Source organism: Paenibacillus doosanensis (assembly GCF_025060755.1).
GTDB lineage: Bacteria > Bacillota > Bacilli > Paenibacillales > NBRC-103111 > Paenibacillus_S > Paenibacillus_S doosanensis.
Genome location: NZ_JANYUY010000042.1, coordinates 18,145 through 43,103, shown reverse-complemented (window position 1 = coordinate 43,103; position 24,959 = coordinate 18,145). Strand labels below are relative to the sequence as shown.

Here is a 24,959-nt window from a genome sequence, read left to right as displayed (position 1 = left end):
TTATTTTGGCGTCTCGTCCTCATCCCAAACGGTTTTTCCCGGGGCCTGGGGACCCTTCGTATCGGATGACCCACCGCTTTTTCCGTTAAACAGCGTTTCGGCCAGCGATTTGAGCTTATCCATCACTTTGCCGTACCCGAAACCGACGAGGAAGGCGATCCCGATTTTTGCCAGTACCGAGTCTCCCGTTTGCAGCAGCAGAATACCGCTTTGAAACAGAATGATCGTCATTACGGCGGCTCCGGCGCATTTGATAGGGCGCAGCAAATACCAGAACAGCCAGCGTTCGGACAGTTGGTCGTAATATTCATGAAACAGCCGCAGCGCATACAGCGTCCCGCCGATGCCGCCGGCCAGCGCGTAGTACGCATATTCATGAACGACACTCCAGTCGACGCCGAAGAGATGGACGAACAACCCGCTTTGCAGCGCCGCCATCATCCAGAAGGAGCCCACATACCAGACGATCAAATATACGGCGATGCCGAGCTTGTACAACAGATCTTTTTTGAACATCCGGTTTCACCGTCCTTTCCTTGCGCTTGTTCCATTGTATGCGGAAGAAAGGACGACCGTGCGGGCGGACATGCAAGCGGGTCGCCTGTCAGGGCAAGCTGCTGCCGGCCGGATGACCCGGACAGCAAAAAAAGAGGAAGGGAGCGGGGCATGCGCCGATGCCGCTCTTTCCTCTTTTTCATCCATAATTATGGCCAGACGCTTCTAGGAGCGGGCCTGGCTTTCCTTGCGTTTGAGCGAATAGCATTTGCGGCAAACCGGCAAATAGCTCTCGTTGCCCCCGATTTGAATTTGCTCCCCTTCAAAAACCGGACGCCCGTCTTTACAGCGCATATTCATAATTGCTTTTTTATCGCAATACCAGCAAACGGTCTTGATCTCCTCGATTTTGTCGGCCAAGGAAAGCAGGTGATAGCTGCCCTCGAACAGCTGGCCCATGAAGTCGGCCCGCAGCCCGTAAGCGATGACCGGTATGCCCAGCGTATCGACGATTTCGGTCAGCTGCGCGACCTGGCCTTTGTTTAGAAACTGCGCTTCGTCGATAATGATGCAATTCGGTTTTTCCGTTTCGGCCAGCTTGATCATATCGATTTGGTCGTCGATGATGATCGCTTTCTTTTGCATGCCGATTCTCGAAGCCACTGTGCCTACGCCGTAGCGGTCGTCGACGGAAGGGGTGAATAGAAGCACTTTTTTGCCCTGCTCCTCGTAGTTGTGAGCGGTCCGCAGCACTTCTATCGATTTGCCGCTGTTCATGGTGCCGTATCGAAAATATAATTTAGCCACGTAGAAAGACAGTCCTCTCGTCGAAAGATGTCATTATATCTTAACACAGGTCGCTCGCGAAAAGTATAGGTCCCGCCCGGATTGGGCCGCATGGCTTATTTCTCCGCGGCTTCTCCGACGGGCAGCAGGACGGTGACCTTCGTGCCGCGCCCTTCCGTGCTGGCGATATGCAGCGATCCGCCGAGATCGTGCAGCCATTTTTTGCTGATCACAAGACCGAGACCCGTGCCTTTTTCTTTGGTCGTGAAGAACGGCTCGCCTACCCGCTGCAGCAGCTCTTCCGGAATGCCGACGCCTTGGTCCGCAAAGGTGACGGAGAGCGTTCGTTCATCGGTTTGACAGCAATCGACGGTTATAGCGCCCCCTTGAGGCATCGCCTCGATTCCGTTTCTAATGAGACTGACGAATACTTGCTTCAAGTGATTTTCGTCGCAGCGAACCTCGGCCAGATGAATCGGAAACAGCGGTTTCAGCTCGACGCCCTGCAGCTCCGCTTCCTTCTCCAGTTGGCCGAGCGCTTCGCGGAGAATCGGCTCTACCCTTCGCCGCAGCAGCGGCAGCGTCTGCGGGCTTGTGAGCAGCAGCAGCTCGTTTAGCGTCTGCTCGATTCTCGTCATCTCCGCAAGCATGATGGAGAAATAATGCTCTTTGTACTGGGCGTTCTGCTTCATAAACTGGGTAAAGCCTTTGAGCGCGGTCAGCGGGTTGCGGATTTCATGAGCGACACCTGCGGCAAGACGGCCGGCAACCGACAGCTTGTCGGCAAACCGCAGCAGCTCTTCGCCCTGCTTGCGCCCGGTAATGTCCCGCAGAATAAGGGTGAGGGCGATAACGTTCTGGTCCTCGGCGATAATCGGCCAGAGCGAGAGGGAGACGTCGAACATTCGCCCGTCCTTGTGCCTGCGCTTCGTCTCAATCGTATGGAGCTGCTTGAACTGGAGCGCTTGCCGCAGCAAAATGCAGGTTTCCTCCTTCAACGCCGCGGGTATGGGCAGGGGAAAGTTGCCGAGCAGTTCGTCCTCCTTATAGCCGAATGCGGCGACATAAGCGGGATTCACCTGAACGATGCGATATTCGCAGTCCATGATGGCGACGGCGTCAGGCATATGCCGGATCATGGGGTTCAGCATCAGCTTCGTATGAACGTAAGCCGTTTCCTGCTCTTGCGCGGCCGACGCATCCCGGGCGAACAGACACATCCCGTCTTCGGTCGGGTAGCCGTTAATTTCGAACGTGCGTCCGGACGGCATTGTTTCCTGAATGCGTATCGGAATCATCTCCGCCGCCGATCGCATACATTCCCGGTACAAGCAGGTGTCGACTTGAGGGAGGCTGTCCCATAGGCTGCGTCCGAGCAGCTCCTCCCGGGTCGCTTCGAGGAAGAGTTCCGCCGCTTTATTCATATACGTGCAGATCCATTCTTGATTCACCATAACGAGAGGATAAGGGAATGATTCCAGCATGGCATCCAGCTGCGCAAAGGAGACCGTAGTTCTTGCCTGCAGCCGCGTCTTGTCGGGCATAATTTGAATTTGCAGCAATACATATGGGAAGAGGCCCGTCTCGGTCAGCGGCCGCATCGCATGTACGCAGCACCTAATAGGCTCGCCGGAGGAGCGGATCAACCTTAACTCCGCCGGCGGGCACGGAAAAACTCCGGTCGTTAGCCGGCGGAGCCAGGCTGCGGATCGCAGCGGCTCGTCCGGGTGAAGCAGAGACCGGATGTCTTTAGGCTCGGGCGCCTCCTCGTAGCCTAGCAAGCGGCGTAAAACGGGGTTAATTCGCATCGAGCCGGTTTCCGGGTCCAGCAGCGCGGCGCCGAAGGGAAACAGATCGAACCAATGGCTTGCATACTCATGCAAAGCCGTTTTTTGCGCCAGATTGGAATCGGGCGGCAAGCTTTTGGGGGCCGGGCTATCGATTGGATTCATCTTCGTATGTCCTCCGAGCGAAGCTGGGATCATATGATTTGTTATCATAACTTCTATAACCGGCAGACGTTCCCTTTTGAAAAAGAAACGCAGGTTGGAAAAGAGTTTACCGCAGGAATCATGATGACATTGCCGGATATTGTGGTTATAAAATTTCTTGTCAAGTTCTTAAATGGTAATATAAAACATATCTTATCAGAAGTTCATACAATTGTCACATTTCAAAGCGTGAAAAGATGCCTTTATCCGTGTATTCATCAGGTTGTTTGCTTCGTAATGGGAGTGCGGATGAACGGCAGAAGGGCGTCTTTTTCGGCTGCCTGAAAATTCCCTCGAGCGGGGGAATCCGTCGACAAATTCGACCGCTTGCGCCTTTAGAGGAGGCGACGGTGATTTTTTCCCCGGCATATCGGCAACTTCCGTACATGTTGCGCATACATATTCCAATAACCTTGCTGCTATGGCAGTTTGAAGGAGGGGCTGTATGGTTTCCAGCGAAGAAAGGAATTTGGCGCTGCTCTCTCATGTTTTATGCATTATTCTTGGTGTGATCGCGCCGCTGATCGTCTGGTTGTTGAAGAAAGACGAGTCCGCCTATGTCGAACGGCATGCCAAAGAATCGCTCAATTTCCAAATCTCCCTGATCATTTATTCGTTCGTGGCGGGCATTCTCTGCTTTGCCATCATCGGCTTCGTGCTGCTTCCGATTCTCGGCATCTTTGCGCTGGTGTGCATCGTCATTGCGACCATTCGCGCTTCGAAGGGCGAATGGTATGACTATCCTTTGACGATTCGTCTTATCAAATAGGTCCGCAATCGGCTGCTTCCCGTTACCGGAGGCGGCCGATTTGCCGTTATGTACAAGCGGGCCGCGTCGTCTTTCGGGACTAAGGACACGCGCCGATAAAACATTGCTCACAGTCCGTTCTTACTTTGTTAATCTTTTGTTCTGTTCCATGTAATATAGCGTAATATACGTTCCGAACCCTCTTTTAAGGGGGCTTGGCTGCGAAACGTATTGAGAAAACCAAGTTAGGAAACCAAGTTTTCCGGAAATCTGGAGGGATCGGAGCATGTCCGTTTATCGCACGCTTGTACCCAACAAGAACCTTGACGAGAACTGGCTCAACTTGATCATTGCAGCCCGTGAGATGGGGATATCCAAGAAAGAAGTGCTGCAGTTTATTCGTCACACGCAAAAAGAAGAGCGTAGAAATACTTTTGAAGAAGCCTATAGAAACAGAGCTTAAGGGCGCATACAAATTTTTTTCGATCATATTGTTAGCGTTTTCAATTCCTTTTTTGAAATTTTGCCATTCACACTCCGCTTTTTTTTGATACAATATATTGGAGATTTGAATTGACAGAGGACTAGGGGTGGCTACCATGATCGGCAGACGCGTGAAGCAATTGCGAATGGAAAAAGGACTCACCCTCACGGAGCTCGCAGAAAAGGCCGGAGTAGCTAAATCCTATTTAAGCTCGATCGAAAGGGATATTCAGTCCAATCCGTCCATCCAGTTTTTGGAGAAAATATGCGCGGTTCTTGAGGTTCCTATAGAATCATTTTTGCAAAATAAAACCGCCCTTCAGCAGGAGCTGGATGAAGATTGGCTGGGGCTTGTCCGCGAAGCTATGGACTCGGGAATCAGCAAAGAGCAGTTTCTGGAGTTTCTCGAATATAACAAGTGGCGTAAAAACAACCACAAATAACAATGTAAAAAACCGGACCGCCTTCCGTTAGGAGGCGGCCCGGTTTTTTGCTGCCGCTTCAGAGAAAACTTGTCTGAAACGGCCGGAAATGCTGCTGCTACCCAGATGCTGAGCATGCAGGCGTTCGTCGTATTTCAATGCGCTAAAGGTCAGCCTCCGTTAATGCTTCCGAAAGCTTGCTTCATCAGATCATAGCTTTGTTTGACCCGTTCTACGTACTGGACCTTATCCCAAGGCTTCCATTGGTAGACCGGAAGCGCAGATACCGGATAAGGGCTCTTGCCGTCGCCTAATCCGGTCACTTGACCGCCCGATCGGCTGACGATCCAGGGAACGAGCCGGATGCCCTGCGTCGTTACCGAGGCGAGCTTGCCGTCTTCGCCGCCGTAGCCGATCACCTGCAGCGAGCTTGGGTCGCTGAAGCCGAGCAGCATCCATGGAATGCGCATCTCCACTGTATCGCCCTTCGCCTGCCACATGGCAAGGGATTGAAAGTCCTGGGAAGCGGTGTCGGTGGTGCCGCGCTTCAGCTTGCCTGCGTCCACTTCCTCGAACGGATTATGCTTCTTGGAATCGGGCGTAATGAGCTCGAGGGAGACCGCCAGCTTCCACGGCTGGAACAGGCCGGAATCGTCTCGGAATTCCTCGGGCTTCACATCGATCATCCCGTAGCCGAGACCGTAGAGACGGCGGTGGAAATCGTAATTGGAGGCGATTCGAACCTCGCTCTCCTCATCCTTGCCCAGTACGATCAGCGTCTCAAGCCCTTCGTCGAGCGTGCGGCCGCCGAGTTCCTCGGCATGCTTGTTGCCGCCGGGAATCGTATCGGCTCCGATGTACAGCATCTCCTGCTGCGGATCGAAGGGCTTCTCCAGCTTGCCGGTAATGTACACATAGGCTTCGTCATGGGTCATCCACAGCTCCTTCCAGCCGGGGTAGGAGCCTTCGAGCTTGCGCTTGTCGCCCGGCTTCAAAGCGTCCCAGTCGCTCGAATCGCCGTCGATGCGAATCGGTCCGTCCTTGGACGACAGCATGGCGAGCAGACCGAAATGCTGTTCGTTCGTCAGTACGTTATGCCACAGCTTGCGGCGTTCCGGCGGCATTTCGAAGTTCATCGTATTCCACGTTCGCTTGAACCATTCGTCCTGCCAGGAGAAGACGATGGCCCCCGCCATGCCTTCGCTGTATATATCGTGCAGCAGCGAGGCGTCGATGCGGCCCTGCTCCTGCTCGTCATGCCCGCCCTGATTGCGGCCCATCGTGCCGAGGTGGGCGACGCCGAGCGAGGAGGGCACGCCGAATTCGGTGATCATGACGGGCATTCCGGGATGGTACGCTTTCAGTTTGCGTAAGTAGCTCTTGTAAGTATTCGGCGTCCCGTCAGGTTCAGGCAAATCCTTAAGCGTATCGTCCAGATGGAAGAAATCGGGATAATACGGATAAGCGTGAAAAGCGGCAAAATAGCCGGCCGCCCAATCGTCCACCCGGATGTGCGTGGCGTCGACGCTGACCATATCCTCGGCGATAAGAACTTCGCCCGGATGGCTTAGCGGATCGGTGGTCACCCAGTTCGTGAACGAGATGGGATGGCTCCAGCCGAACTGGGCTTCCTGCGACGACAGATGGTCGAGCATTTCGGCCAGCCAGTTTTCGAACGGCGACGCTTCCGGCTTGGCCGAGAAGTGAGCGCCGGTGAAACCGGCTTTGTCTTTATGCTTCTCGTTGGTGTTTTTCACCATGGTCGGGTCCCATTCGGTGCCGATCTGCCAGCCGAGCAAATAAGGTCCGGCATTGGCGCGGTAGCTCCCGCTTGCTCTGCCGAATTCCGCGGGAATATCGGCGTCCCCGTAGACGGCTCCGACCGCAAGGGAAATATCGCGCTGGAAATGCTGATAAATTTCATCTATGTAAGCATCCTTCTGCTCGATCAGCTCTTCTTCCGGAGCCCAGACGCCCTGGATAAAATAAAGCGGCTGCCCGGCATGACGCTGGTTATATTCGACCACGGCTTCATAAAATGCGGGCTGCAAAATCGTGTAAACGCGAATCGTGTTGGCGCCCATATCCTGAATCATCTTAAACCACTGCAAATAATGCTCTTTGGTAATCGGCAGCTCGCCGGGATCAGTGCCCGGAAGAGCCGCGCCTATATTGACCCCTTTCGCGAAGAAAGGGGTCCATGTTTTATTCGTATACACTTCAATGCGGTCGTTATTCGTACGGAATTTGATCTGCGCTCCGCCCGCGGAACGGACGGTTTCCATTTGGTGTAAAGGCAGGTAGTGCCAAACGAGAAAAATGACGGCCAAAGCTAAGATGATTCGGAGCAGCCATTTACCGGCTGTAGTTGTCCCTCTCATGGCGGTAAGCTCCTTTGTCGTAAAGAAAGTATTAGGCTAGCAGTCTGCGGATGCGCGCCTCCAGCTCCACCGGCGAGAACGGCTTGCGGATGACGTCGGAGACGCCGAGATCGAAGCATTTGCTCACTTCCCGATCCAATCCGAGGTCGGTTAATACCATAATTTTGCAGCTGCGGTTTAATTCCCGCGATTGGCGGATGCGGTGAATGAGCTGGTATCCGTCCAGCGCGGGCAGCGTCAATTCCGTGATAACCAGATCGGGGGAAGCTTCACGGATGAGGTGGAGCCCTTCGAGACCGTCCTGGGCAGGCAGCACATCGTAGCCCTGCATGCCGAGGCGGGCCTGCATGAAATCCAGCAGGTCGGCGTTTTGATCGATCATGACGATGGACGGCGCGCCGTTCAGGCCGCCCAGCGGGCAGTAGACCTGAAGCTCCTGCTCCGCAGTCTCTTGGCTCTGGGTCATCGCAATCATCTCCGCGAAAGCTTCCGGGTCGGGCGAAGCGCATTCGGGGAAGCTGGCGACCGTCACGTTCCCTTCCAGCAAGGAAGCGCGCTGCAGGAAATCGTGAACCGGGAGCGAGAGGAAGTGCGCGGAGGCGAGGGGCTGTCCGGGGAGCAGCACGATGAGCAGCTTTTCTACCGGATCGTAGCTCGGCATGACGGCCGGCGCGGCTTTTTCCAATCCGAGGCGTGTTTCCAAATCTTGAAGCTCCATGGAACCGAGTTCCGACACTTGTGCGATGATCAGCCCGCATTGCTCCCAGGCTGCCCCCTGCAGGATGTTCGTAATCTGGATGGCGAGGTGGTGCGACAATTGCGTATGGTTCAAAACAGGCGTCTTCATCGTTAAAAACACTCCTTTTATTATGAAAGTGATGATGCGGCGAAAAAAGGCTGCCGGCCGCAGCCTCCGGGCGGACTAGCCCTGAATGGCCTGAGCTTTGGACGATTGGCCGGCTTTGCCGGATGCGGTTTGTCCCGGCTCTCGGCTGCGCCCCAGCTCTTCTTCCCCGTCGGGCGGCGAATCTTCCTTCCAGCTGCGGCGCACCATATGGCCCCAGCTGTGCTTGCCGCGCAAATAGTCGGCATGACCCTGCAGCTTCCACAGCGCGTTCAACTGATCGTAGCCGAAGGCCATCAGTATGGAGTAGCCGATCATTTTGATAATGTCGCGGGTTTGGAAGCTTCGCTGGAAAGCGAGCTCCTCGATCAGCAGCGAGCCTGCGGTAAAGACAAGCCCGATAAGCGCGTTGAGCAGCAGAAACGCCAGCAGGATCGGCAGCTGCGTCATATCCATCAGCACATAGGCGACCAGAGCGGCAAAGCCGGACAACTTAACGTAAGGGCTGAGCGTTTCGTAAATAATCGTATACGGCAGGGCAAGCCAGCCGATGATTTTATATTTCGGAATAAACAGCATCGAGCGGAACCGGATGACGTTCCACAGATTGCCGCGAATCCACCTGCGGCGCTGGGAGGCAAGCACGCCGAGCGTATCGGGTGCCTGCGTCCAGCAGACGGCGTCGGGGCAGAACAGAATCCGGTAAGGCTGCCCGCTCTGGAGCATGTAACGATGCAGCTTCATCACGATATTCATATCTTCGCCCGGGCAGTCCGCTTCATATCCTCCGACCCGGATCAAATCCTCCTTACGGAATAGGCCGAAGGCTCCCGAGACGATCAATAATCCGTTCATGGCGCTCCAGCCGATCCGCCCGCCGAGGAACGCCCGCATATATTCGACATATTGAATAGCGGGAAGCCATTTGGACGACAACCGCGCCGAGGTCACGCGTCCGTCGCGGATGCGGCTGCCGTTGGCGATGCGAACGTTGCCGCCGATGGCGATATGCTCCTCGGGATTTTCCATATACACCTGCACCATGCGGATCAGCGCATCCTTCTCCAGCATGGAGTCGGCGTCGATCGTAGCGACCAGAGGATAGCGGGATACGTTGATTCCGGCGTTCAGCGCGTCGGCCTTGCCTCCGTTCTCCTTGTCGATCACGATCAGCTTCGGGTATTGCGGATTATAATACACATCCTTTACGGGCTGAGATGGGACCAAATGGCGGGATGGGGCCGCAGGGCCCCGCTGCAGAGCAAATTCGTCGATCAGCGCCTGCAGCGTCCCGTCATTGGAGCCGTCGTTGACGACGATGACCTCGTATACCGGAAATTCCAGCGCCATCAGCGAACGGACGCTTTCGATGATGGTTAATTCTTCATTATAAGAGGGAACCAAGATCGATACCGGCGGAACGAATTCCGAGCCGGACAGTCCCCGGAATCTCGAATACATCGTGCTTTTGATCTGGGACAGCATGCTTTGCGAAGATATCGCCAAAATCATGAAGTAAACCAGGCTGGACCCGACGATCAGGCACGAGGCAATTAACCCGTAGTTCAGCAAAAACTCTCTCATCGTGTTTCCCCTTTCTACGAGCTGATACGAGGGGCGTAGGCGGGATGGCTCGCGTACCGATCATTAAACGTTTTTTGGTACTGGTAAGTCAGCTCATTATAGTAAAGCTGCTGCTTCATATCCTGGGCGGCAGCTAGAGCGGCATGCTCCAGCTCGGCCTTGACGGCCTCCAAAGCGCTTTCGCGGCATGGGCTGTCTTCGGCGGCGCAGGCCGTCTCGCATAGCGCATGGAAGCCGGCCATCCCGAGCCGGACCAGGCTGTGCGCGCTGTGACGGCGCACCCACCAGTTGTCGTCCGACAAGGCATGCTGCAAGTCGTCCAGGCAAATCAACAGCCGCTGCTCTCCCGCCGCTTTGGCCGCCGCCGCGCGAATTTCCCAATCCGGATGACGGAGGAAAGCGCGAATGCGTTGCGCAGGGAAGGCGGGCGATTGCAGCAGCAGCTTGACCGCCTTGATCCGCACCTCTTTGTCAGCGGCTGAGGAGAGCTTGTCCAGCACAGCGAGCGGCCCTTGCGACTTGCAGCCGGATAAGCCGACCAACGCCGTGACGACCAGCGCATCTTCTCGGGATGTGAGCAGCTCCGAGTACATCGGCGCCGGGTCCATCGAGGAAGAGGCGACAATATCGGCGATGAGCCGGTGGCTGTGCGGATGGGTTTTCACGAGCTGCTCTGCGATGCGCCGCAGCTGCTGCGGCTCGGTCGCGCATTTGGCGGCGGCCCGACCGACGACGAAGGCGGTCGATTCGCGGCCTTCGCCTTCGAGCATCGCGATCAGCTCCTCGGCGCAGTCGCCCGCTCTCATAATGCCGAGATGATAGGCGGCATCGATGCGCTCCGAGTGGCGGGAGCTGCCGAGCCGCTCGCGCTCCAGACGGACAAGGCCCATCTGCGAGCATAAGTCGGACAGCTTGTCGCGGGGCGCGCCGTCCAAAGTCTCGATCCACTCGATCAGCTTCCTCTGAATCGCCTTGAGTTCGGCTGCCTCCAACTGGCCGGGGGGAGGGAGCAGCGGCTCCTTTCCGTCGATGTGCATGCTGAGATAGCTGAAATAGCTGAGATGTTTATCCAAATAAAACGCCGTTTTCTCCTGCTGCAGCCGGTGCTTGGCGCGCAGCCCGAACAGGGCGGCGAAGCCTCCCGCAATGAGGACGCCAAGCGCGGCCGCGACGGAGAAAGCCGGTTGTAACGGCTCGGTCCACATACGGTTTGTCCTCCTGTGCTGCAGCTGCCCGTTATTCGACAGTTACGCTTTTGGCTAAATTTCGCGGCTTGTCCACGTCGTTGCCTTTGGCCAGGGCGGTATAATAGGCCAGCAGCTGAAGAGGGACGACCGATAACGCAGGCGTCAGCAGGGCGGGCGTCCGGGGAACGTACAGGACGTCGTCCGCCGTTCCCGCGATCGGCATATTGCCGGATAAGGCGACCGCGATGACATGGCCTCCGCGGGCTTTCACTTCCTTGACGTTGCTGATCGTTTTCTCCAGCAGATGCTCTTGGGTAGCCAAGGCGATAACAGGCGTCCCGTCCTCGATCAAAGCGAGGGAACCGTGCTTTAACTCCCCGGCGGCATAGGCTTCCGAATGAATATAGGAAATTTCCTTCAGCTTCAGCGACGCTTCCAGCGCAACCATCTGATCCAGGCCGCGGCCGATAAAGAACAGATCGCTAACGCCGGACAGCTCCTGAGCGATTCTTTGCACCTGCCGGGTGTCCTCCAGCATGCTCTCCACCTGCTCCGGCAGCTTTTTCAGTCCTTGAATCAGCTCCGCTCGGGCGAGCGCATCCGTCGTGTTCAAGGTTTGCGACAAATGCAGCGCCAATAGGTAAATGGCGATCAGCTGGGACGTATACGCCTTGGTGGAGGCGACCGCAATCTCCGGGCCGGCCCAAGTGAACAGAACGTGATCGGCTTCGCGGGCGACCGAGCTGCCGACGACATTGGTAATGGCCAGCACCTGCGCGCCGTTCAGCTTGGCTTCGCGCATCGCGGCCAACGTATCGGCGGTTTCGCCCGACTGGCTGACGGCGATGACGAGCGTATTCTCCTTAATGACGGGCTGGCGGTACCGGTACTCGGAAGCGACGTCGACCTCGACCGGAATACGGGTCAGCCGTTCGATAACCGCCTTGCCGACCAGAGCGGCGTGATACGCGGTGCCGCAGGCGACCATGTGGATGCTGCCGATGCTCTTGATCTGCTCGGGAGTCAGCTGAATTTCCGACAGCGTCGTCTCGCTTCCTTCGCCGATTCGGCTTAGCATCGTATCTCTGTAGGCGCGGGGCTGTTCATGAATTTCCTTGAGCATGAAATGCTCGTAGCCGCCTTTTTCGGCCATTATAATATCCCAATCGATATGGAGCAGCTGCTTGGCGATGAAGTTGCCCTCCAGGGTCATCAGCTCCACGCTGTCGCGGGAGATGACCGCCATCTCTCCGTCGCTTAAGATGTAGACGTCCCGGGTATATTCCAAAATCGCGGGAATGTCGGAGCCGATGAAATTCTCTCCCTCGCCGACGCCGATAATTAAAGGGCTCGCCCAGCGGACGGCAATCAGCTTGTCGGGCTCATGCTCGGACAACACGACAATCGCGTAGGCGCCCCGGATACGGCCGACGGCCTGTTGAACGGCTTTCACCAGATCGTTCTCATAATACTGAGCGATCAGATGGCTGATCACTTCGGTATCGGTTTCGGAGAGGAAGCGGTGACCGAGCTGCTCCAGCTCTTCCTTCAATTGCTGATGATTTTCGATAATGCCGTTATGCACCACCGATATTTTCATCGTCGTATCGGCATGGGGATGCGAATTCTCGTCCGACGGTTTCCCGTGAGTCGCCCAGCGGGTGTGGCCGATGCCGGCGAAGCCCTGCAGAGGCTGATGCTCAAGACGCGCTTCCAGCTCGCGGATGCGTCCTTTCGTTTTGCGTATATGGAGGCCTTGCGTAGTATGTACTGCCACCCCGGCGGAATCATAGCCCCGGTACTCCAATTTCTTTAATCCTTCCAATAAAATCGGCTGCGAATCCCGGCTGCCGATATACCCGACAATACCGCACATCGGTGTACTCCTCCTCTTTCCCGTCATGGCTTACAAAGGTGGCGAATGAGTCATGTCCTGCGGCCGATAGAAGCTTCCACTCGCTGTTGCAGCACGACTTTTCCATTTTGAACCGCTGAAGCGGAGGAAATCCGTCTACAAAGGCGAACGCTCACGCTGTTCCAACTTTCTATCGACTTTCCGGCCACTTGTTCACCACTCTTTAAGCCCATAAACGGATAATGTTTTTTGTAGAATACGGAATATTCGTTATAGCGAATGACATTTTGAAGTATACCGCATTTTTCAACAAAATAAAAATGTTTAAAACGGAGTTATTTCGTTTTAACGAACAAAATCCTTGATTATCCTCCAAAATACTCCATGAAACACCCTTTCCTCGTTCTTTATAGAAGAAAAATCATTCGTTATAATGAACCGTGCAATGGAAGGCACCCATCTGCTTATCCCACAACGAAGGAGAGTCGGCTATGGTACCAACCAAAACGGATGTCGAGCTTAAGGAAGGAGCCGGAGGGTCGGCCCCAATCATGTTCTTCATCCTGATGCGTCCGAGACAATGGACCAAAAATTTGCTTGTGTTCGCTGCGCTGATTTTTTCGATCCGATCGGCGACCATGGGCATGCTGCTGTCAGCGGCGGCCGGCTTCGCGCTGTTTTGCCTCGTCTCTAGCTGCGTGTACATTTTGAACGATTATGTCGACCGGGAGAGGGACCGCATGCACCCCGAGAAAAAGCGGCGTCCCCTCGCTTCAGGCGCCATTTCGGCACCTATCGCCTTGGCGTTCGGCATCGTTCTATTGGCGGTATGTCTGCTGCTGGCGTTTCGGCTGCAGCTTGTATTCGGTTTTGTGCTGCTGCTTTATTTTTGCCTCAATGTCATGTATTCGCTGCGGCTTAAGCATGTCGTGATCATCGATCTTCTGATCGTCGCTTCCGGCTTTGTGCTGCGGGCAATCGGCGGCGGCCTGGTCATCGGCGTCCCCCTTACACCGTGGTTTCTGATCTGCACGCTGCTGCTCGCCTTGTTTTTGGCCATAGGCAAACGCAGGCATGAGCTGTATTTGCTGCAGGCGGACAAGGGAGCGCACAGGAAGGTGCTGGAGCATTATTCGCTCGAGCTGCTCAATCAGATGAATGCCATTGTCACGACGGCGACGATTATGAGCTATGCGTTGTTTACTTTTACATCCGGCCACACCCCGCAATTGATGTGGACGCTGATTCTGGTGCTGTACGGCATATTCCGTTACCTTTATCTGATTCATATCGAGGGTAAGGGAGGCCGGCCGGAGAAGCTGCTGCTGGAGGACAAGCATATTTTGATGACGGTGGTGCTGTACGCGTTCTCCGTCGCCTTTATTTTGCTGTATTTGGACAAATGAAATGGAGTATAAACCGAAGCGATAACTAAAATAGGAGGGCGGAGTGAGCGGAGAGTATGAAATACATATGGCTAATAGCTTCAATTCTTCTCGGCGCATTGGGGCAGGTGCTGATGAAGTGGGGAATCGAATCGCTTAAGTCGGCGGGAAACGCCGCTGCGGCCGGGTTCTCGTGGACCGGTATAGGGCCGATTATCGCCGGGTTGGCCAGCTACGGCATCAGTTCGCTGTTCTGGCTGCTGGCGCTGAGACGATTTCCGCTCAGTACGGCTTATCCGATGGTCAGCTTAAGCTATATTCTCGTTATGATCATGGGTTATGTCTTGTTCCAGGAAACGCTCTCGATGCAAAAGTGGTTCGGCGCCGCCTTCATTACGGCCGGCGTTCTGATCATTGCCCGGGCATAGTCCCGGCGCGTCAGAAAGGAGGGAATATGATGTTAAGCGCGCAGTTGTTGTACCCTGCGATTCCGTTCGCTGCGTGGCTCTGCTCCGGTACGATGAAATATGCAATCAACCGGCTCCGGTTCGGCGCCGATGCCAGCCGGCATATCGGCAACGGGGGATTTCCGAGCACGCATACGTCCGTGATGTCGTCCATTACGATGCTGACCGGTTTCGAACACGGCTTCGGCACCCCTTTGTTCGGCCTTGCTTGCGCCTGCACGTATATCGTAATGATCGATGCGACAGGGATTCGCCGGGCGGTCGGCAATCATGCCCGGTGGATCAACTCGCTTACCGAAGAGAAGGGGGAGGAACGCCGATCCGGGCTGCGGGAGAAGCAAGGCCACACCCGCCTGGAGGTGCTCGGCGGTCTGGCCGTCGGCACACTGCTCGCTTGGGCGGCATCCGCCGTGATGTAGCAAGGCACAGATAATTTGCATAGGGGAGAGGCTTATGAGAAACCGACTGGCTGCTTTCAGTATTGTTACCGGTCTAACCTTGCTGATGTTTACTACAGGGGCGATGATCATACCGTCGCTGCTTTTTTTGCTAAATATTCCGCTTCTGCCGCTCCATGTGTGGCTGGCCGCCGCCGCAGCGGTCTGGACAGCCGGGCTCGCGGCTCGAACCGTACAGGTCGAGCGGCCTGCCCGGTTGTTCGCCTGGGCGGTCGGCGCCTCGTGCGTCTTCTTCGCGGCCTGCTTCTTCTTAAGCGGCGTCTTCTACGATCTGTCCTACGACGGGCAGGCGTATCATCAAGAAACGATTCTGCATTTGGCGGACGGCTGGAACCCCGTCTATGACGAGCCGTTGAACGTGCCGACGGGGCATTCCATCTGGATGAATCATTACGCGCGCGCTTCGGAGTTGGCGGCGGCCGTTTTGTTCAAGGCAACCGGCTTGATCGAGCACAGCAAGGCGATCAATTTACTGGCGATTGCCGCTTCGTTCCTGCTGAGCTTGGCGGCGCTGCTCACCTTGAAGCCGGGACACGCGGTCAAGGCGGGCGTAGCCGCCTTGCTGCTCGCTATGAACCCGGTCAGCGTCTATCAGGCGTTCAGCTATTATGTGGACGGTCTGCTTTCGTCGATGCTCGTCTGCATGATCGCCCTCGGCTGCCTTATATTCGCCAGGCCCGGCTGGCTGCTGCTTACGGCCTACACGTCGGCGATGGTCTTCGCCGTCAATATTAAGTTCACGGCGCTTGCTTACGCAGGCGTGATCACGATCGGCCTGCTCGTCGCGCTCTATATGAGCGAGCAGTTCGGACGGCTCAAGCAGCTGTTTAAGATCGCGGCGGCAGGGGGGCTTGCCGCCGTACTGCTCGTTGGCTATAACCCGTATGTGACCAATACGATTACGAAGGGGCATCCGTTCTATCCGCTGGCCGGCCAAGATGCGATCGACGTCGTCAAAAACTTCACTCCGCGCAATTTGGAGAGAATGAACCGGCTGGAGACGATCGCCGCTTCTTATTTCGCCGTGACGACGGGCAACAGCTCGGAGAAGCTGCCGACGCAAACCAAGCTCCCGTTCACGGTGCAGCCGGGCGAATTGACCGCGCTGGGCGACCCGGACGTCGCCGTCTCCGGCTTCGGCCCGTGGTTCAGCGGTATGCTGCTGCTCTCGCTGGTCGTTCTGGCGCTGGCGTTCCGCAAATCGCCGGGTGCGGCAATGGCCGCCATCGGGGTGATGGCCGTGCTCGCCGTTTCGGTGCTCGTTAATCCTGCCGCTTGGTGGGCGCGTTATGTGCCGCAGCTGTGGCTGGTGCCGGTCATTTGCCTCTGGCTCGGCTTCAGTCTTCAGGGCCGCCGTCTGCTGCCTGCGGCCAGCTGGCTGCTTGCCACCGTCATGCTGGTCAATACCGCAATGGTGACGGGGACCTACGCATACCACCAATGGGATTGGAATCAGAAGCTGCGCGCGCAGCTGGCCGAGGTGAAGGGCGCTTCGGAAGAGAAGCCCGTTCCGGCGGAATTCACCTACAGCTGGTCGAACCGGGAACGGTTTGAGGAATGGGGCATCGCTTTTCAGGAACAGCAGGAGCTGTCTTGCGACGACAAGCTGACATTAACCAAATCCGGAACGTCGGTATGCATGCCGAGGTAACGATATAGATAGAGATAGAGGAGGAGACCTTACCCGGATGAAAAAGAATAAAACGATGCCCATCGGGATCGGCCTTGCCGTCCTGATTGTACTTTGCATTGCCGCATGGCAATTCGGCGTCCCGCATAGTCCTCTCGGCGCTCCGGCCTCCGCGCCGAAGACGGCTCAGCCGATTCAGGAGGAGCACGGCGTCAAACGCATCGCTTCAGTGCAGGACGGCCGCTTGGCCGTCTTCGACGGCACGGAATGGAAGCCGCAGTTTTGGACGGGCGTCAACCTGGGGGCCACGACGCCCGGACACGCTCCCGGGGAGCTCAGCCCGAGCAAGGAGCAGTATTTGCGCTGGTTCGCCCAGATGAAAGAGATGAATGTCAACGTGCTGCGCATTTATACGATTTTGCCGCCGTACTTCTACGAGGCGCTGGCCGAATTCAATGCGGGCAGGACAGATCCGCTATACTTGCTCCACGGCATTTGGTCGCCCGAGGAAGCTTTGACGGGGGAGGGAGGCAAGCCTCAGGACGCCTTGGCGGCGGATATTACGGAGCAGTTTCAGGAAGAAATCCGCCATGCGGTGCAGGCGGTTCACGGCCGTCTTAACCTCAAGGCGGTTCCCGGTCATGCCTCCGGCAAATTTACCGCCGATGTGTCCCCGTATTTGCTCGGCTGGATTGTCGGCACCGAATGGGACCCTTATGTGGTGCAAACGGCGGATGACGCCCATCCCGGCATGGAGCCTTTTGCGGGAACGTATTTCCGGGCTTCCGACGGAGCGACGCCGTTCGAAAGCTGGCTTGCGCAAATGCTGGAAACCGCAGCGCAGGAAGAGATGAAATACGGTTGGCAGCATCCCGTCTCGTTCGCCAACTGGGTGACCACCGATCCGCTGCAGCACCCGAACGAGCCGGCAGATAACGAGGATCTGGTATCGGTCGATCCGATGCATGTGATGCCGACGGAGAGCTGGACGGGCGGCTATTTCGCCTCTTATCACGTATATCCTTATTACCCCGATTTTCTGCGTTTCGAGGAGAAGTACCAAACCTACAAGGACAGCCGGGGACAGGTCAATCCGTACGCGGGCTACTTGCACGAGCTGAGAGAGCACCATCAAGGCATTCCGCTCATCGTCGCCGAGTACGGCGTGCCGAGCTCCCGGGGGATGGCCCATTACGGGCCCGAAGGCCGCAACCAAGGGATGCATACGGAGGAGGAACAAGGCAAAATCGACGCGGAGCTGTATAACAGCATCTATGATGAGAACTATGACGGTGCCGTGCTGTTCTCCTGGCAGGACGAATGGTTCAAAATTACGTGGAACACGATGGATCTCGATGCTCCTGCGGACCGTCGTCCGTTCTGGCGCAATATGCTGACGAACGAGGAGCATTTCGGCGTCGTCGCGCTGGAGGCGGGCAAGTCGAAGGACGATACGATCAAGCTCGACGGCAAGACCGATGATTGGGACCGGCGCAAGGATACGGTAAGCCGCGATTATGACGGCTTCAGTCTGACGACGAGCCATGACGAAGCGTATATGTATTTATTATTGAAGAAAAAGGACGGCGTCTGGCAGCCGGGGCAGGAGACGCTCAGCATCGGCTTTGATACGATTGAGGGCGGAAGCGCGACGGCGGATAAAGCCCCCGGCATCGCCTTCAGCAAGGGGCAGGAGTTCGTGCTGCGAATGAAGGGAGAGCAGGATTCGGCCATCTACGTCAACAGCGCTTATGATCAGCATTCGTGGCTGTACGGCTCCGTCCAGAAGATGATGCCGTGGGAGGAGAAGCTGGCGCAGGACGGCAGCGGCTTATTCCTGCCCTGGAAGCTGCCGACGAGCAAGGTGCTGTATTTGCCGCAAAGCAAGAAGCAGATACCGTTCGAGGACGTAGAGGTAGGACTGCTCAGGAAGGGCGTCACCGATCCCGACAGCAGCGAGTTCAACAGTTTGGCGGATTGGTATGCGGCTGGCTCCGTCATGGAAATCCGCATTCCGTGGATGCTGCTCGGCTTTATGGACCCGAGCACTTCCAAGGTGTGGCAGTATCCGTATGCGGCAGGCGCCATCAAACCGACCGAAGCGAAGGGCATTCGGATCGAGCCGCATCTGCAGACGCGGGAAGGGGAGCAGCAGGGAGCGGCCGTACCGCTGAATTACAAGTGGAGCAAATGGGAGGAGCCGCAGTATCACGAGCGGCTGAAGCAGAGCTACGACATCCTGAAGCGGGTCTTCGAGGAGCCTAAGCCGCTGAAGCCGTGAGCGGCCGTCCTAAGCATGGTACCGCCTGCCGCCGGAACTTGCGGGCGGCAGCCGTCTACTCCGTCAGCTTGCTCCAGCCGGAATAATCGTGAACGGCAATGCCCGCGTACGAGGAATGGGCGCTCAGCATGGCGTCGAGGATCAGAAGCTGGCGCTCCATCTCTTTGCGGCCTTTGCCGTGAAACGTAATATAAGGAGCCGCCGCGTCCGGATTCGTTTCGACGCCGACGAATACCTTCTTGCCGAGCAGGTCTCCAAGCAGCAGCTCGGCGGCGGTCATGTCGATGATCGCTTCGGCTTGATCGCGGTAGGACATCAGCGTCATTTCGTCGAGCTGCTTCATCATCGGCTCCAGCAGAGTACCGCGCCCTTCGCCATGACTTTTGCTCTCGCCCCCTTCTTCGCCGTGCGGCAGCTCGGGCAGCTCGATTTCATCGAGCCAGAACGGCAGCGCAGCGCCGATCGTCAAAGGCTCGCTCTGCCGCCTCGCCTCTTCGGCGAACCGCGTGACGGTATCGAGCCATTCGGCGGCAATCCGCTCGCGATCGGTATTCCACTGCGGCAGCAAGTAAGGCTCGACATCGATCTGGACACCTCCGAAGCGGCGGGACGGCTCGGCGAGCCGGTTGTAGTCCGCAACCCAACGCACCAGGCCGGCGACGCGATCGCTTTGCGCGGGCAGCACCCAATCCGGCGCGCCGTCCAAGGCATGCACCTGGATTCCCGATTGAGAAGCGGCTTCTATAAAAAGACCGTAGGTTTCGGCGGCGACGCCGCGGTCGACCTGCAAATAAATGCGGCCGACCGCTTGCTCGCGGGCAAAACCGAGAATCGTATTTCTTCCTTCTTGCGTTGCGATCAGCGCCGTATCCCACAGCCAGGTTGCTTTCAGCTTGCCCGATGCAAGCGGAGCTCCGGCGGAACCGCTCTTCGGCCCCAGGAGACTGAACAGCAAAACGACGACCAGCAGCGGATTGACGACTCTCATCCGGCCGCCGGCGCGGTGTATGCGGTTATTCGATGGCATAGCGTAAGCACCCGCCTTTCCTTCAAGCTGCTATGTTTATTATAGCTTCGGGACGGGCTGAACGCGAACCGCAGCTGCTTCGGACCGCCAAATTCCGCTTATCCAAGAGAAGACGCCTCCAAATCCGCCAGATCAGCGGGATGGAAGCGTCTTTTTTGTTGTTTAGGAAATGATGCGCATCAATTTCCTGTGGATATCCGTGGGCTCCCCCGAAAGGAATGTCTACCCATTACCCATAGAACGATCCCAGAGGAATGGTTAGACGCCGATCCAGCTTAGGCTGGATGCGGACGGAATAAGCTTCAGAGCATCACGTCACTTTTAGGGGATTTGTTCGTTTTTCGATATGAAATCGCATCCCGCCTCGCGGCTCATTTCCTGCGCTTGCACCTGCACGGCCACACTTTCTTGGAGCGGAGCGGTACGGAGCGGAAGGTGCGCACGGGTGCCCGGAACCGTATCGATCGAGCGATTCGGGGCGCATCTTCGTTGACCATTCGTTTTAGCAGTTTGATGGGTATCGCATACTTCTTGAAGTCGTATTCCTGCGTCTTCGGATCGATGAACGCATCCGGCAGCTCCTCCGGGGTATAGTAGGCGAATACCTTCCCGCAATGCTCGGCTATGAAAACGAGCGGGGAGTCCTCGTAGCCCTGCTCGACCCACTGCTTATACGTGAGGGGCAGGACGACGACGGTCATGACATCCTCGTACAGCTTGCCTTTATATTTGAATCTGAAATGCACGCCGTATTCCGAATTCAGCTCTCCTTTATCCCTTCGGACGACGATATAGCTGCTCCACCATCGGGGGATCGACAGCGTAAAGCCGTAGCGGCTGTCCCGGTACAGGATGCGGCTTTGCTTCTTCACTTGGGCTCAGTCTCCTTTCTCGCGAGTGCGTTTCTCCTCCTTTCACTGTATTCACGGCTGCGCGCAATTATGGCTTATACCAAATGTTTTTGAACTGCACCCAATCCAGCGAGTCGAGCGAGATGCCTTTGACGGAGGAGCGATACATCGTTTTGAGCCGTTTGAAGTAGAGCCATTGCAGCACATGGTCGTCGCGCAGCCGCCGTTCGATGCTTTGCAGCAGTCCTGCCCGCCCTTCGCGATGAGGCTCGCGCAGCGCAGCGGACAGAAATAGCTCCACGGCCGCTTTGCAGGCCGGTTCCAAATGATGCTGCATGCTTTTGTACAGGTCGATCAGCCTCAGCTCCGCGTCGTTGTCCAGCATGATCGAGAAGAGCAGCATGTCGGCCTGCAGCCGCCGCTCTCCCTTGAACTCCTCGACGGGCAGCAGCGACAGCTCGACGGCGAGACCGGCTTCGCGCAGCAGCGCCTGGACGAGCAGCGCGTCCCGCTCATAATGCGTAATCGTGCACAGCACGATGCGCTCGCCTTCGTAGCCGGCCTGCTTGATGCGCCGCTTAAGCAGCGCGGGATCGACGGAGAGCGGCGGCTCGATCGCCGCCGGGCGGATGAAGCTCTCCGCCGCATAGAGCGCGTCGCCGTTCAGCCGCTCCAGCATGCGGCGCTGGTCAAGCGCCTCATAGACCGCTTCGCGGATGACGGGGTCCTTCAGCGGACCCTGTTTCAGCAGATTGAACGTGACGAAGCGGCAGGTTGTCCCCTGCTGCTGAATTTGCTGCCAGGCGCTCTCGGCTTCGTCCGGCACCCGATAATTATGAATAATCTGGAAGCTCTCCAGCGCCCGGTTTTGCTCCTGCTGCTGCATATCCGGAACATGCCACAGCTCCACCCGGTCGAGATGAGCCCGTCCTTGGAAATAGGCGGGAAAGGCATCCAGCACGCACATCGCATCGTCGAGATAAGTCAGCTTGAACGGCCCGGTTCCCAGCGGGGCCTTGGAGAACGCTTCTTTGCCGGCCGCTTCGGTTTCATGCCGATCGTAAGCGTCGCTCGGGATAATGGCGGAGCGGTTCGTGCTCATGAATTGAAGAAACAGCTCGTTCGGCTCGGTCAAATGAACGGTTAACGTCAGCGGATCGACGATATCGATGCGTTCGATCTGCCGGTACACCCAGCGGTACAGGGAGCGCGCCTCCGAATGTTTCAGCCGCTCCAGCGTAAAGCGGATATCTTCGGCGGACAGCTCCTTCCCGTGGTGGAACAGAACGCCTTTGCGCAAATAGAAGGTCCAGGCCGTCCGTTTGGCGCTCGGCTCCCATGCGTGGGCCAGATGCGGTTCGATCGTCTGCGTCAAACGGTTGTAGCGGACCAGACTGTCGAACACCTGGTTGACCAAATGGCCTTCGGCGGCAAAATTCGTGAACGCCGGATCGAGCGTCTGTACCGCTTGCGTCAGCGGGAAGCGGAGCGTATCGAACCGCTTGCTGCCCTGCAGCTCGCTGCTGTAGCCGAAATGGCCGTTCAGCCAGCTGTGAAAATGATCCTTCAGCGAATCGGGAATGGTGGAGACGTTCATTTGCTCCAGCGCTCCGCGCAAATCTTTGCGCTCCACGAGCTCTTTGGCCAGGAGCAGGATCACATCCTCGGACGGAGTTACAAACAGCAGCGTCGAACGGTTGCCCCGGCCGCGCTTCGGCATCCACCGCAGCCAGCCTTCGCCGTCCATCTTCTTGAGAATCATCGCCGCATTGCGATGGCTGCAGTCGAGAATCGCGGCAATATCGTCGAGCAAAATATCTTGCTCCTGCTGTTCGCCGACATGCGGCAGCTTTTCGCGGAGCCGGATATAATGGCTGGCCAGCTTCATCGTGATTCACCTCATCCTCTTTCATAGTCCAAGCATATCCGTTTTTTGGAATGAAAAATAGGAAATTTCCAAATGTAAACTTGCGCTTTTTATTCCTATTTTACCGTCTACAATAAAAAAAGAAAGCAAAAGCTCAAAAGCGTTTGATAAGGAGGATATCGATTATATGAACACTTACATATCGATTGCCGCATACGGACCGCTGCAGACGCCATGGACCGAGCAATTCATCCGGGAATCGGAATGGACGATCGAACGGGAGAGCATTGCCGAAGCGGCGCAGACAGTGCTTTTCTACGCGGGTTTGTATCTCGATCTGGAGACGCAGCTGTACGCGCCGCTTCCCGCCGGGGAGAAAGGGCCTTGGCTTTTGTCCGAGGAAGAGGTCGTAACCCGGGCCGTTCGCACGCTCCCGCAAACCTATCATAGCATGCTGCAGTTATGTTTACTGATTTCGACCTTGCCGGTCGACCTGGAGCTGGAGGCGGAGGAAGTGAAGGCATTGCGGGCTCAGGCCGTGTCGTTCGTCGTCTACGTGCGAAAATTGGCGGAATACCATTTTGCCGAATGGTTTCATTAAATAATGTAGGAAGACGAACCCGATCGAACGGAGGCTGGATATAAACTTATGGCATCGGACAAACCATCATACCGGCGGGAAACGACGGTGCTCGGGGCCGCTATACTGCTGGGCGTCATCCATCAGGGCCTGTTCTACGGCAGGGATTGGGGCTTGTCCTATCCACTGTTTACGCTTTGCTTCTATTTATTCTATTATTGGGCGATCCGGGAGCGGGAGCGGTTTCGGTTGAATAGCTCGCTGCTGCTCTTGGCGCCGGTCGTATTGCTGTCGCTTACTTACGCGCTGTTTACCAACTTGCTGTTTATGATTTTGAATGCGCTGGCGATACCCTGCCTTCTCATCGTGCATACGACATGGACGGTGCGCGGGCGCGAGATGAGCACAATGAATGCGGGTGCGGTCATCCTATCCTTGCTGGAGCAGCTGTTCGTACATAGTCTGCGGTATGCGCCGCTTCCGGGAAAGCTGGCAAGTCGTCTTATCGCCGGCAGGTTGAGAGCGGAACGTTACCGGCAGCTGTGGAAAGTATTGGCCGGACTTGTTATCTCGCTGCCGATTTTGCTATTGGTCGGGGCGCTGCTCGCTTCTGCGGATACGATGTTCGACCGCACGATTTCGGGGCTGCCTAGGCTGCTCAGCGGCATCCCGGTCGGCGAGGCCGTCATACGAACGGGGTGGGTCGTCGTCGCAGGCGGCGCCATGTTCGTTTACGTATGGGGGCTGCTGTATCCGAAGGAGAAGCCGCCGGCTGAAGAGGGACGGACGGCGCTTGCGCTCCGTCATGAGGAGGGAGGCTGGGAGCCTGGGGCAGCGGTATCCGGGCCTGCCGAGCCGGTCCGCATGGACCCGACGATCACCGCTACGCTGCTGCTGGTGCTGAATGCAGTGTATATGCTGTTTGCGGTGCTGCAATTTTCCTACTTTTTCGGCGGCGGTGCGGCGGCGCTTCCGGAGGGCGTAACCTACGCGGAATATGCCCGGCGCGGGTTTGCCGAGCTGGTTATTGTGACGCTTATCAACTTCGCTCTGCTGATGTTGACTTTGCACGGCGTCGAGCGTACGAGCCGCATGATGAACCGATCTCTGCGAGTGCTTGCGGCCATGCTGATCGGCTGCACCGGGGTGATGCTGTGCTCGGCTTACTTCCGCCTGTCTCTGTACGAGATGGCCTATGGTTATTCGATTACGAGGATTCTCGTGCACGCCTTCATGCTGTTTCTGGTCGTATTGTTCGCGCTGGCGTTATACAAGGTGTGGAACGAGAGGTTCCGCTTGTTTCGCCCGTATGCGATCGTATCGATAGCGGCTTACGTGCTAATCAATTATATTCAGGTGGATGCCGTCGTGGCCTCAAGCAATTTGGAACGTTACGAGAAGACGGGCTCGATCGATGCGGCTTATTTGGGAACGCTCAGCTATGAAGCCGTACCTTATTTAGTCGAATTGGAACGGCGCGATCCGAATATGCGGGAGGCAGCGGAAGCGTTGGATAGGGTCGAGGAACGGTTGACTCGGGAATCGTCCCCCTCATGGACGGAATTCAACTGGTCCAAATGGAAAGCGTCCCGGGCGCTCGGCTCCCGTTGACTGCAGTATCTCGGCGGATACAATCG

General features: G+C 56.6%; 21 protein-coding genes. 10 read left to right on the top strand and 11 right to left on the bottom strand.

Going from position 1 to position 24,959, the window contains the following annotated elements; translation table 11 throughout:
• The 3 genes from N0M98_RS24320 to N0M98_RS24310 all read right to left on the bottom strand — a co-directional run bounded on the left by N0M98_RS24320 (window position 1) and on the right by N0M98_RS24310 (window position 3,233).
• Window positions 1–516, bottom strand: coding sequence for a hypothetical protein (locus tag N0M98_RS24320; protein WP_259619436.1), 516 nt, complete (start codon window positions 514–516; stop codon window positions 1–3).
• 204 nt (window positions 517–720) lie between these two features.
• Complete coding sequence (locus tag N0M98_RS24315) at window positions 721–1,302, bottom strand: thymidine kinase (RefSeq protein ID WP_249860850.1); 582 nt, start codon at window positions 1,300–1,302, stop codon at window positions 721–723.
• Window positions 1,303–1,397: 95 nt separating this feature from the next.
• Window positions 1,398–3,233 (bottom strand): PAS domain S-box protein, encoded by a 1,836-nt coding sequence (locus N0M98_RS24310; RefSeq protein ID WP_259619435.1) that lies wholly within the window; start codon window positions 3,231–3,233, stop codon window positions 1,398–1,400.
• A gap of 484 nt (window positions 3,234–3,717) precedes the next feature.
• On the opposite strand from N0M98_RS24310, the gene N0M98_RS24305 reads away from it, so the two are divergent.
• The 3 genes from N0M98_RS24305 to N0M98_RS24295 all read left to right on the top strand — a co-directional run bounded on the left by N0M98_RS24305 (window position 3,718) and on the right by N0M98_RS24295 (window position 4,946).
• A complete protein-coding gene (locus N0M98_RS24305) occupies window positions 3,718–4,041 on the top strand; it encodes a DUF4870 domain-containing protein (RefSeq protein WP_249860852.1) in 324 nt (107 codons plus the stop codon).
• Between the two features lie 265 nt (window positions 4,042–4,306).
• Window positions 4,307–4,483, top strand: a complete 177-nt coding sequence (locus N0M98_RS24300; protein ID WP_249860853.1) for an anti-repressor SinI family protein — start codon at window positions 4,307–4,309, stop codon at window positions 4,481–4,483.
• A 136-nt stretch (window positions 4,484–4,619) separates the two neighbouring features.
• Window positions 4,620–4,946 carry a helix-turn-helix domain-containing protein gene (locus N0M98_RS24295; RefSeq protein WP_249860854.1) on the top strand — a complete coding sequence of 109 codons (327 nt, stop codon included), beginning with the start codon at window positions 4,620–4,622 and terminating at the stop codon, window positions 4,944–4,946.
• 149 nt (window positions 4,947–5,095) lie between these two features.
• On the opposite strand, the gene N0M98_RS24290 is transcribed toward N0M98_RS24295, so the two are convergent.
• From N0M98_RS24290 to glmS, 5 genes are all read right to left on the bottom strand, one after another.
• Window positions 5,096–7,306: a hypothetical protein gene (locus N0M98_RS24290; RefSeq protein WP_259619434.1), complete on the bottom strand. Its 2,211-nt coding sequence runs from the start codon at window positions 7,304–7,306 to the stop codon at window positions 5,096–5,098.
• A gap of 31 nt (window positions 7,307–7,337) precedes the next feature.
• Window positions 7,338–8,153, bottom strand: a complete 816-nt coding sequence (locus N0M98_RS24285) for a response regulator transcription factor (RefSeq protein WP_259619433.1) — start codon at window positions 8,151–8,153, stop codon at window positions 7,338–7,340.
• A gap of 75 nt (window positions 8,154–8,228) precedes the next feature.
• Window positions 8,229–9,734: a glycosyltransferase family 2 protein gene (locus N0M98_RS24280; RefSeq protein ID WP_259619432.1), complete on the bottom strand. Its 1,506-nt coding sequence runs from the start codon at window positions 9,732–9,734 to the stop codon at window positions 8,229–8,231.
• 14 nt (window positions 9,735–9,748) lie between these two features.
• Complete coding sequence (locus N0M98_RS24275) at window positions 9,749–10,939, bottom strand: HEAT repeat domain-containing protein (RefSeq protein ID WP_259619431.1); 1,191 nt, start codon at window positions 10,937–10,939, stop codon at window positions 9,749–9,751.
• Window positions 10,940–10,970: 31 nt separating this feature from the next.
• Window positions 10,971–12,797: a glutamine--fructose-6-phosphate transaminase (isomerizing) gene (gene glmS, locus N0M98_RS24270; protein ID WP_259619430.1), complete on the bottom strand. Its 1,827-nt coding sequence runs from the start codon at window positions 12,795–12,797 to the stop codon at window positions 10,971–10,973.
• Between the two features lie 470 nt (window positions 12,798–13,267).
• Between glmS and N0M98_RS24265 the strand changes: the two genes are divergently transcribed.
• Genes N0M98_RS24265 through N0M98_RS24245 form a run of 5 tightly spaced genes read left to right on the top strand, consistent with a single transcriptional unit; the run spans window position 13,268 to window position 18,997 of the window.
• Complete coding sequence (locus N0M98_RS24265) at window positions 13,268–14,182, top strand: decaprenyl-phosphate phosphoribosyltransferase (protein ID WP_249860861.1); 915 nt, start codon at window positions 13,268–13,270, stop codon at window positions 14,180–14,182.
• A gap of 56 nt (window positions 14,183–14,238) precedes the next feature.
• Window positions 14,239–14,589 carry an EamA family transporter gene (locus N0M98_RS24260; protein WP_249860862.1) on the top strand — a complete coding sequence of 117 codons (351 nt, stop codon included), beginning with the start codon at window positions 14,239–14,241 and terminating at the stop codon, window positions 14,587–14,589.
• A gap of 26 nt (window positions 14,590–14,615) precedes the next feature.
• Window positions 14,616–15,047 carry a divergent PAP2 family protein gene (locus tag N0M98_RS24255; protein ID WP_249860863.1) on the top strand — a complete coding sequence of 144 codons (432 nt, stop codon included), beginning with the start codon at window positions 14,616–14,618 and terminating at the stop codon, window positions 15,045–15,047.
• Window positions 15,048–15,081: 34 nt separating this feature from the next.
• Window positions 15,082–16,737, top strand: a complete 1,656-nt coding sequence (locus tag N0M98_RS24250) for a hypothetical protein (protein WP_259619429.1) — start codon at window positions 15,082–15,084, stop codon at window positions 16,735–16,737.
• Window positions 16,738–16,774: 37 nt separating this feature from the next.
• On the top strand, window positions 16,775–18,997 hold the full coding sequence (locus N0M98_RS24245) for a hypothetical protein (protein WP_249860865.1): 2,223 nt from the start codon (window positions 16,775–16,777) through the stop codon (window positions 18,995–18,997).
• Between the two features lie 55 nt (window positions 18,998–19,052).
• On the opposite strand, the gene N0M98_RS24240 is transcribed toward N0M98_RS24245, so the two are convergent.
• The 3 genes from N0M98_RS24240 to N0M98_RS24230 all read right to left on the bottom strand — a co-directional run bounded on the left by N0M98_RS24240 (window position 19,053) and on the right by N0M98_RS24230 (window position 22,763).
• Window positions 19,053–20,024, bottom strand: a complete 972-nt coding sequence (locus tag N0M98_RS24240) for a hypothetical protein (protein ID WP_249860866.1) — start codon at window positions 20,022–20,024, stop codon at window positions 19,053–19,055.
• A gap of 371 nt (window positions 20,025–20,395) precedes the next feature.
• Complete coding sequence (locus N0M98_RS24235) at window positions 20,396–20,896, bottom strand: hypothetical protein (RefSeq protein ID WP_249860867.1); 501 nt, start codon at window positions 20,894–20,896, stop codon at window positions 20,396–20,398.
• A gap of 67 nt (window positions 20,897–20,963) precedes the next feature.
• Window positions 20,964–22,763, bottom strand: coding sequence for an ABC transporter substrate-binding protein (locus N0M98_RS24230; RefSeq protein ID WP_249860868.1), 1,800 nt, complete (start codon window positions 22,761–22,763; stop codon window positions 20,964–20,966).
• A gap of 166 nt (window positions 22,764–22,929) precedes the next feature.
• Between N0M98_RS24230 and N0M98_RS24225 the strand changes: the two genes are divergently transcribed.
• Complete coding sequence (locus N0M98_RS24225) at window positions 22,930–23,343, top strand: hypothetical protein (protein ID WP_249860869.1); 414 nt, start codon at window positions 22,930–22,932, stop codon at window positions 23,341–23,343.
• 48 nt (window positions 23,344–23,391) lie between these two features.
• Window positions 23,392–24,933 (top strand): DUF4153 domain-containing protein, encoded by a 1,542-nt coding sequence (locus N0M98_RS24220; protein WP_259619428.1) that lies wholly within the window; start codon window positions 23,392–23,394, stop codon window positions 24,931–24,933.
• The last annotated feature ends 26 nt before the right edge of the window (window positions 24,934–24,959 follow it).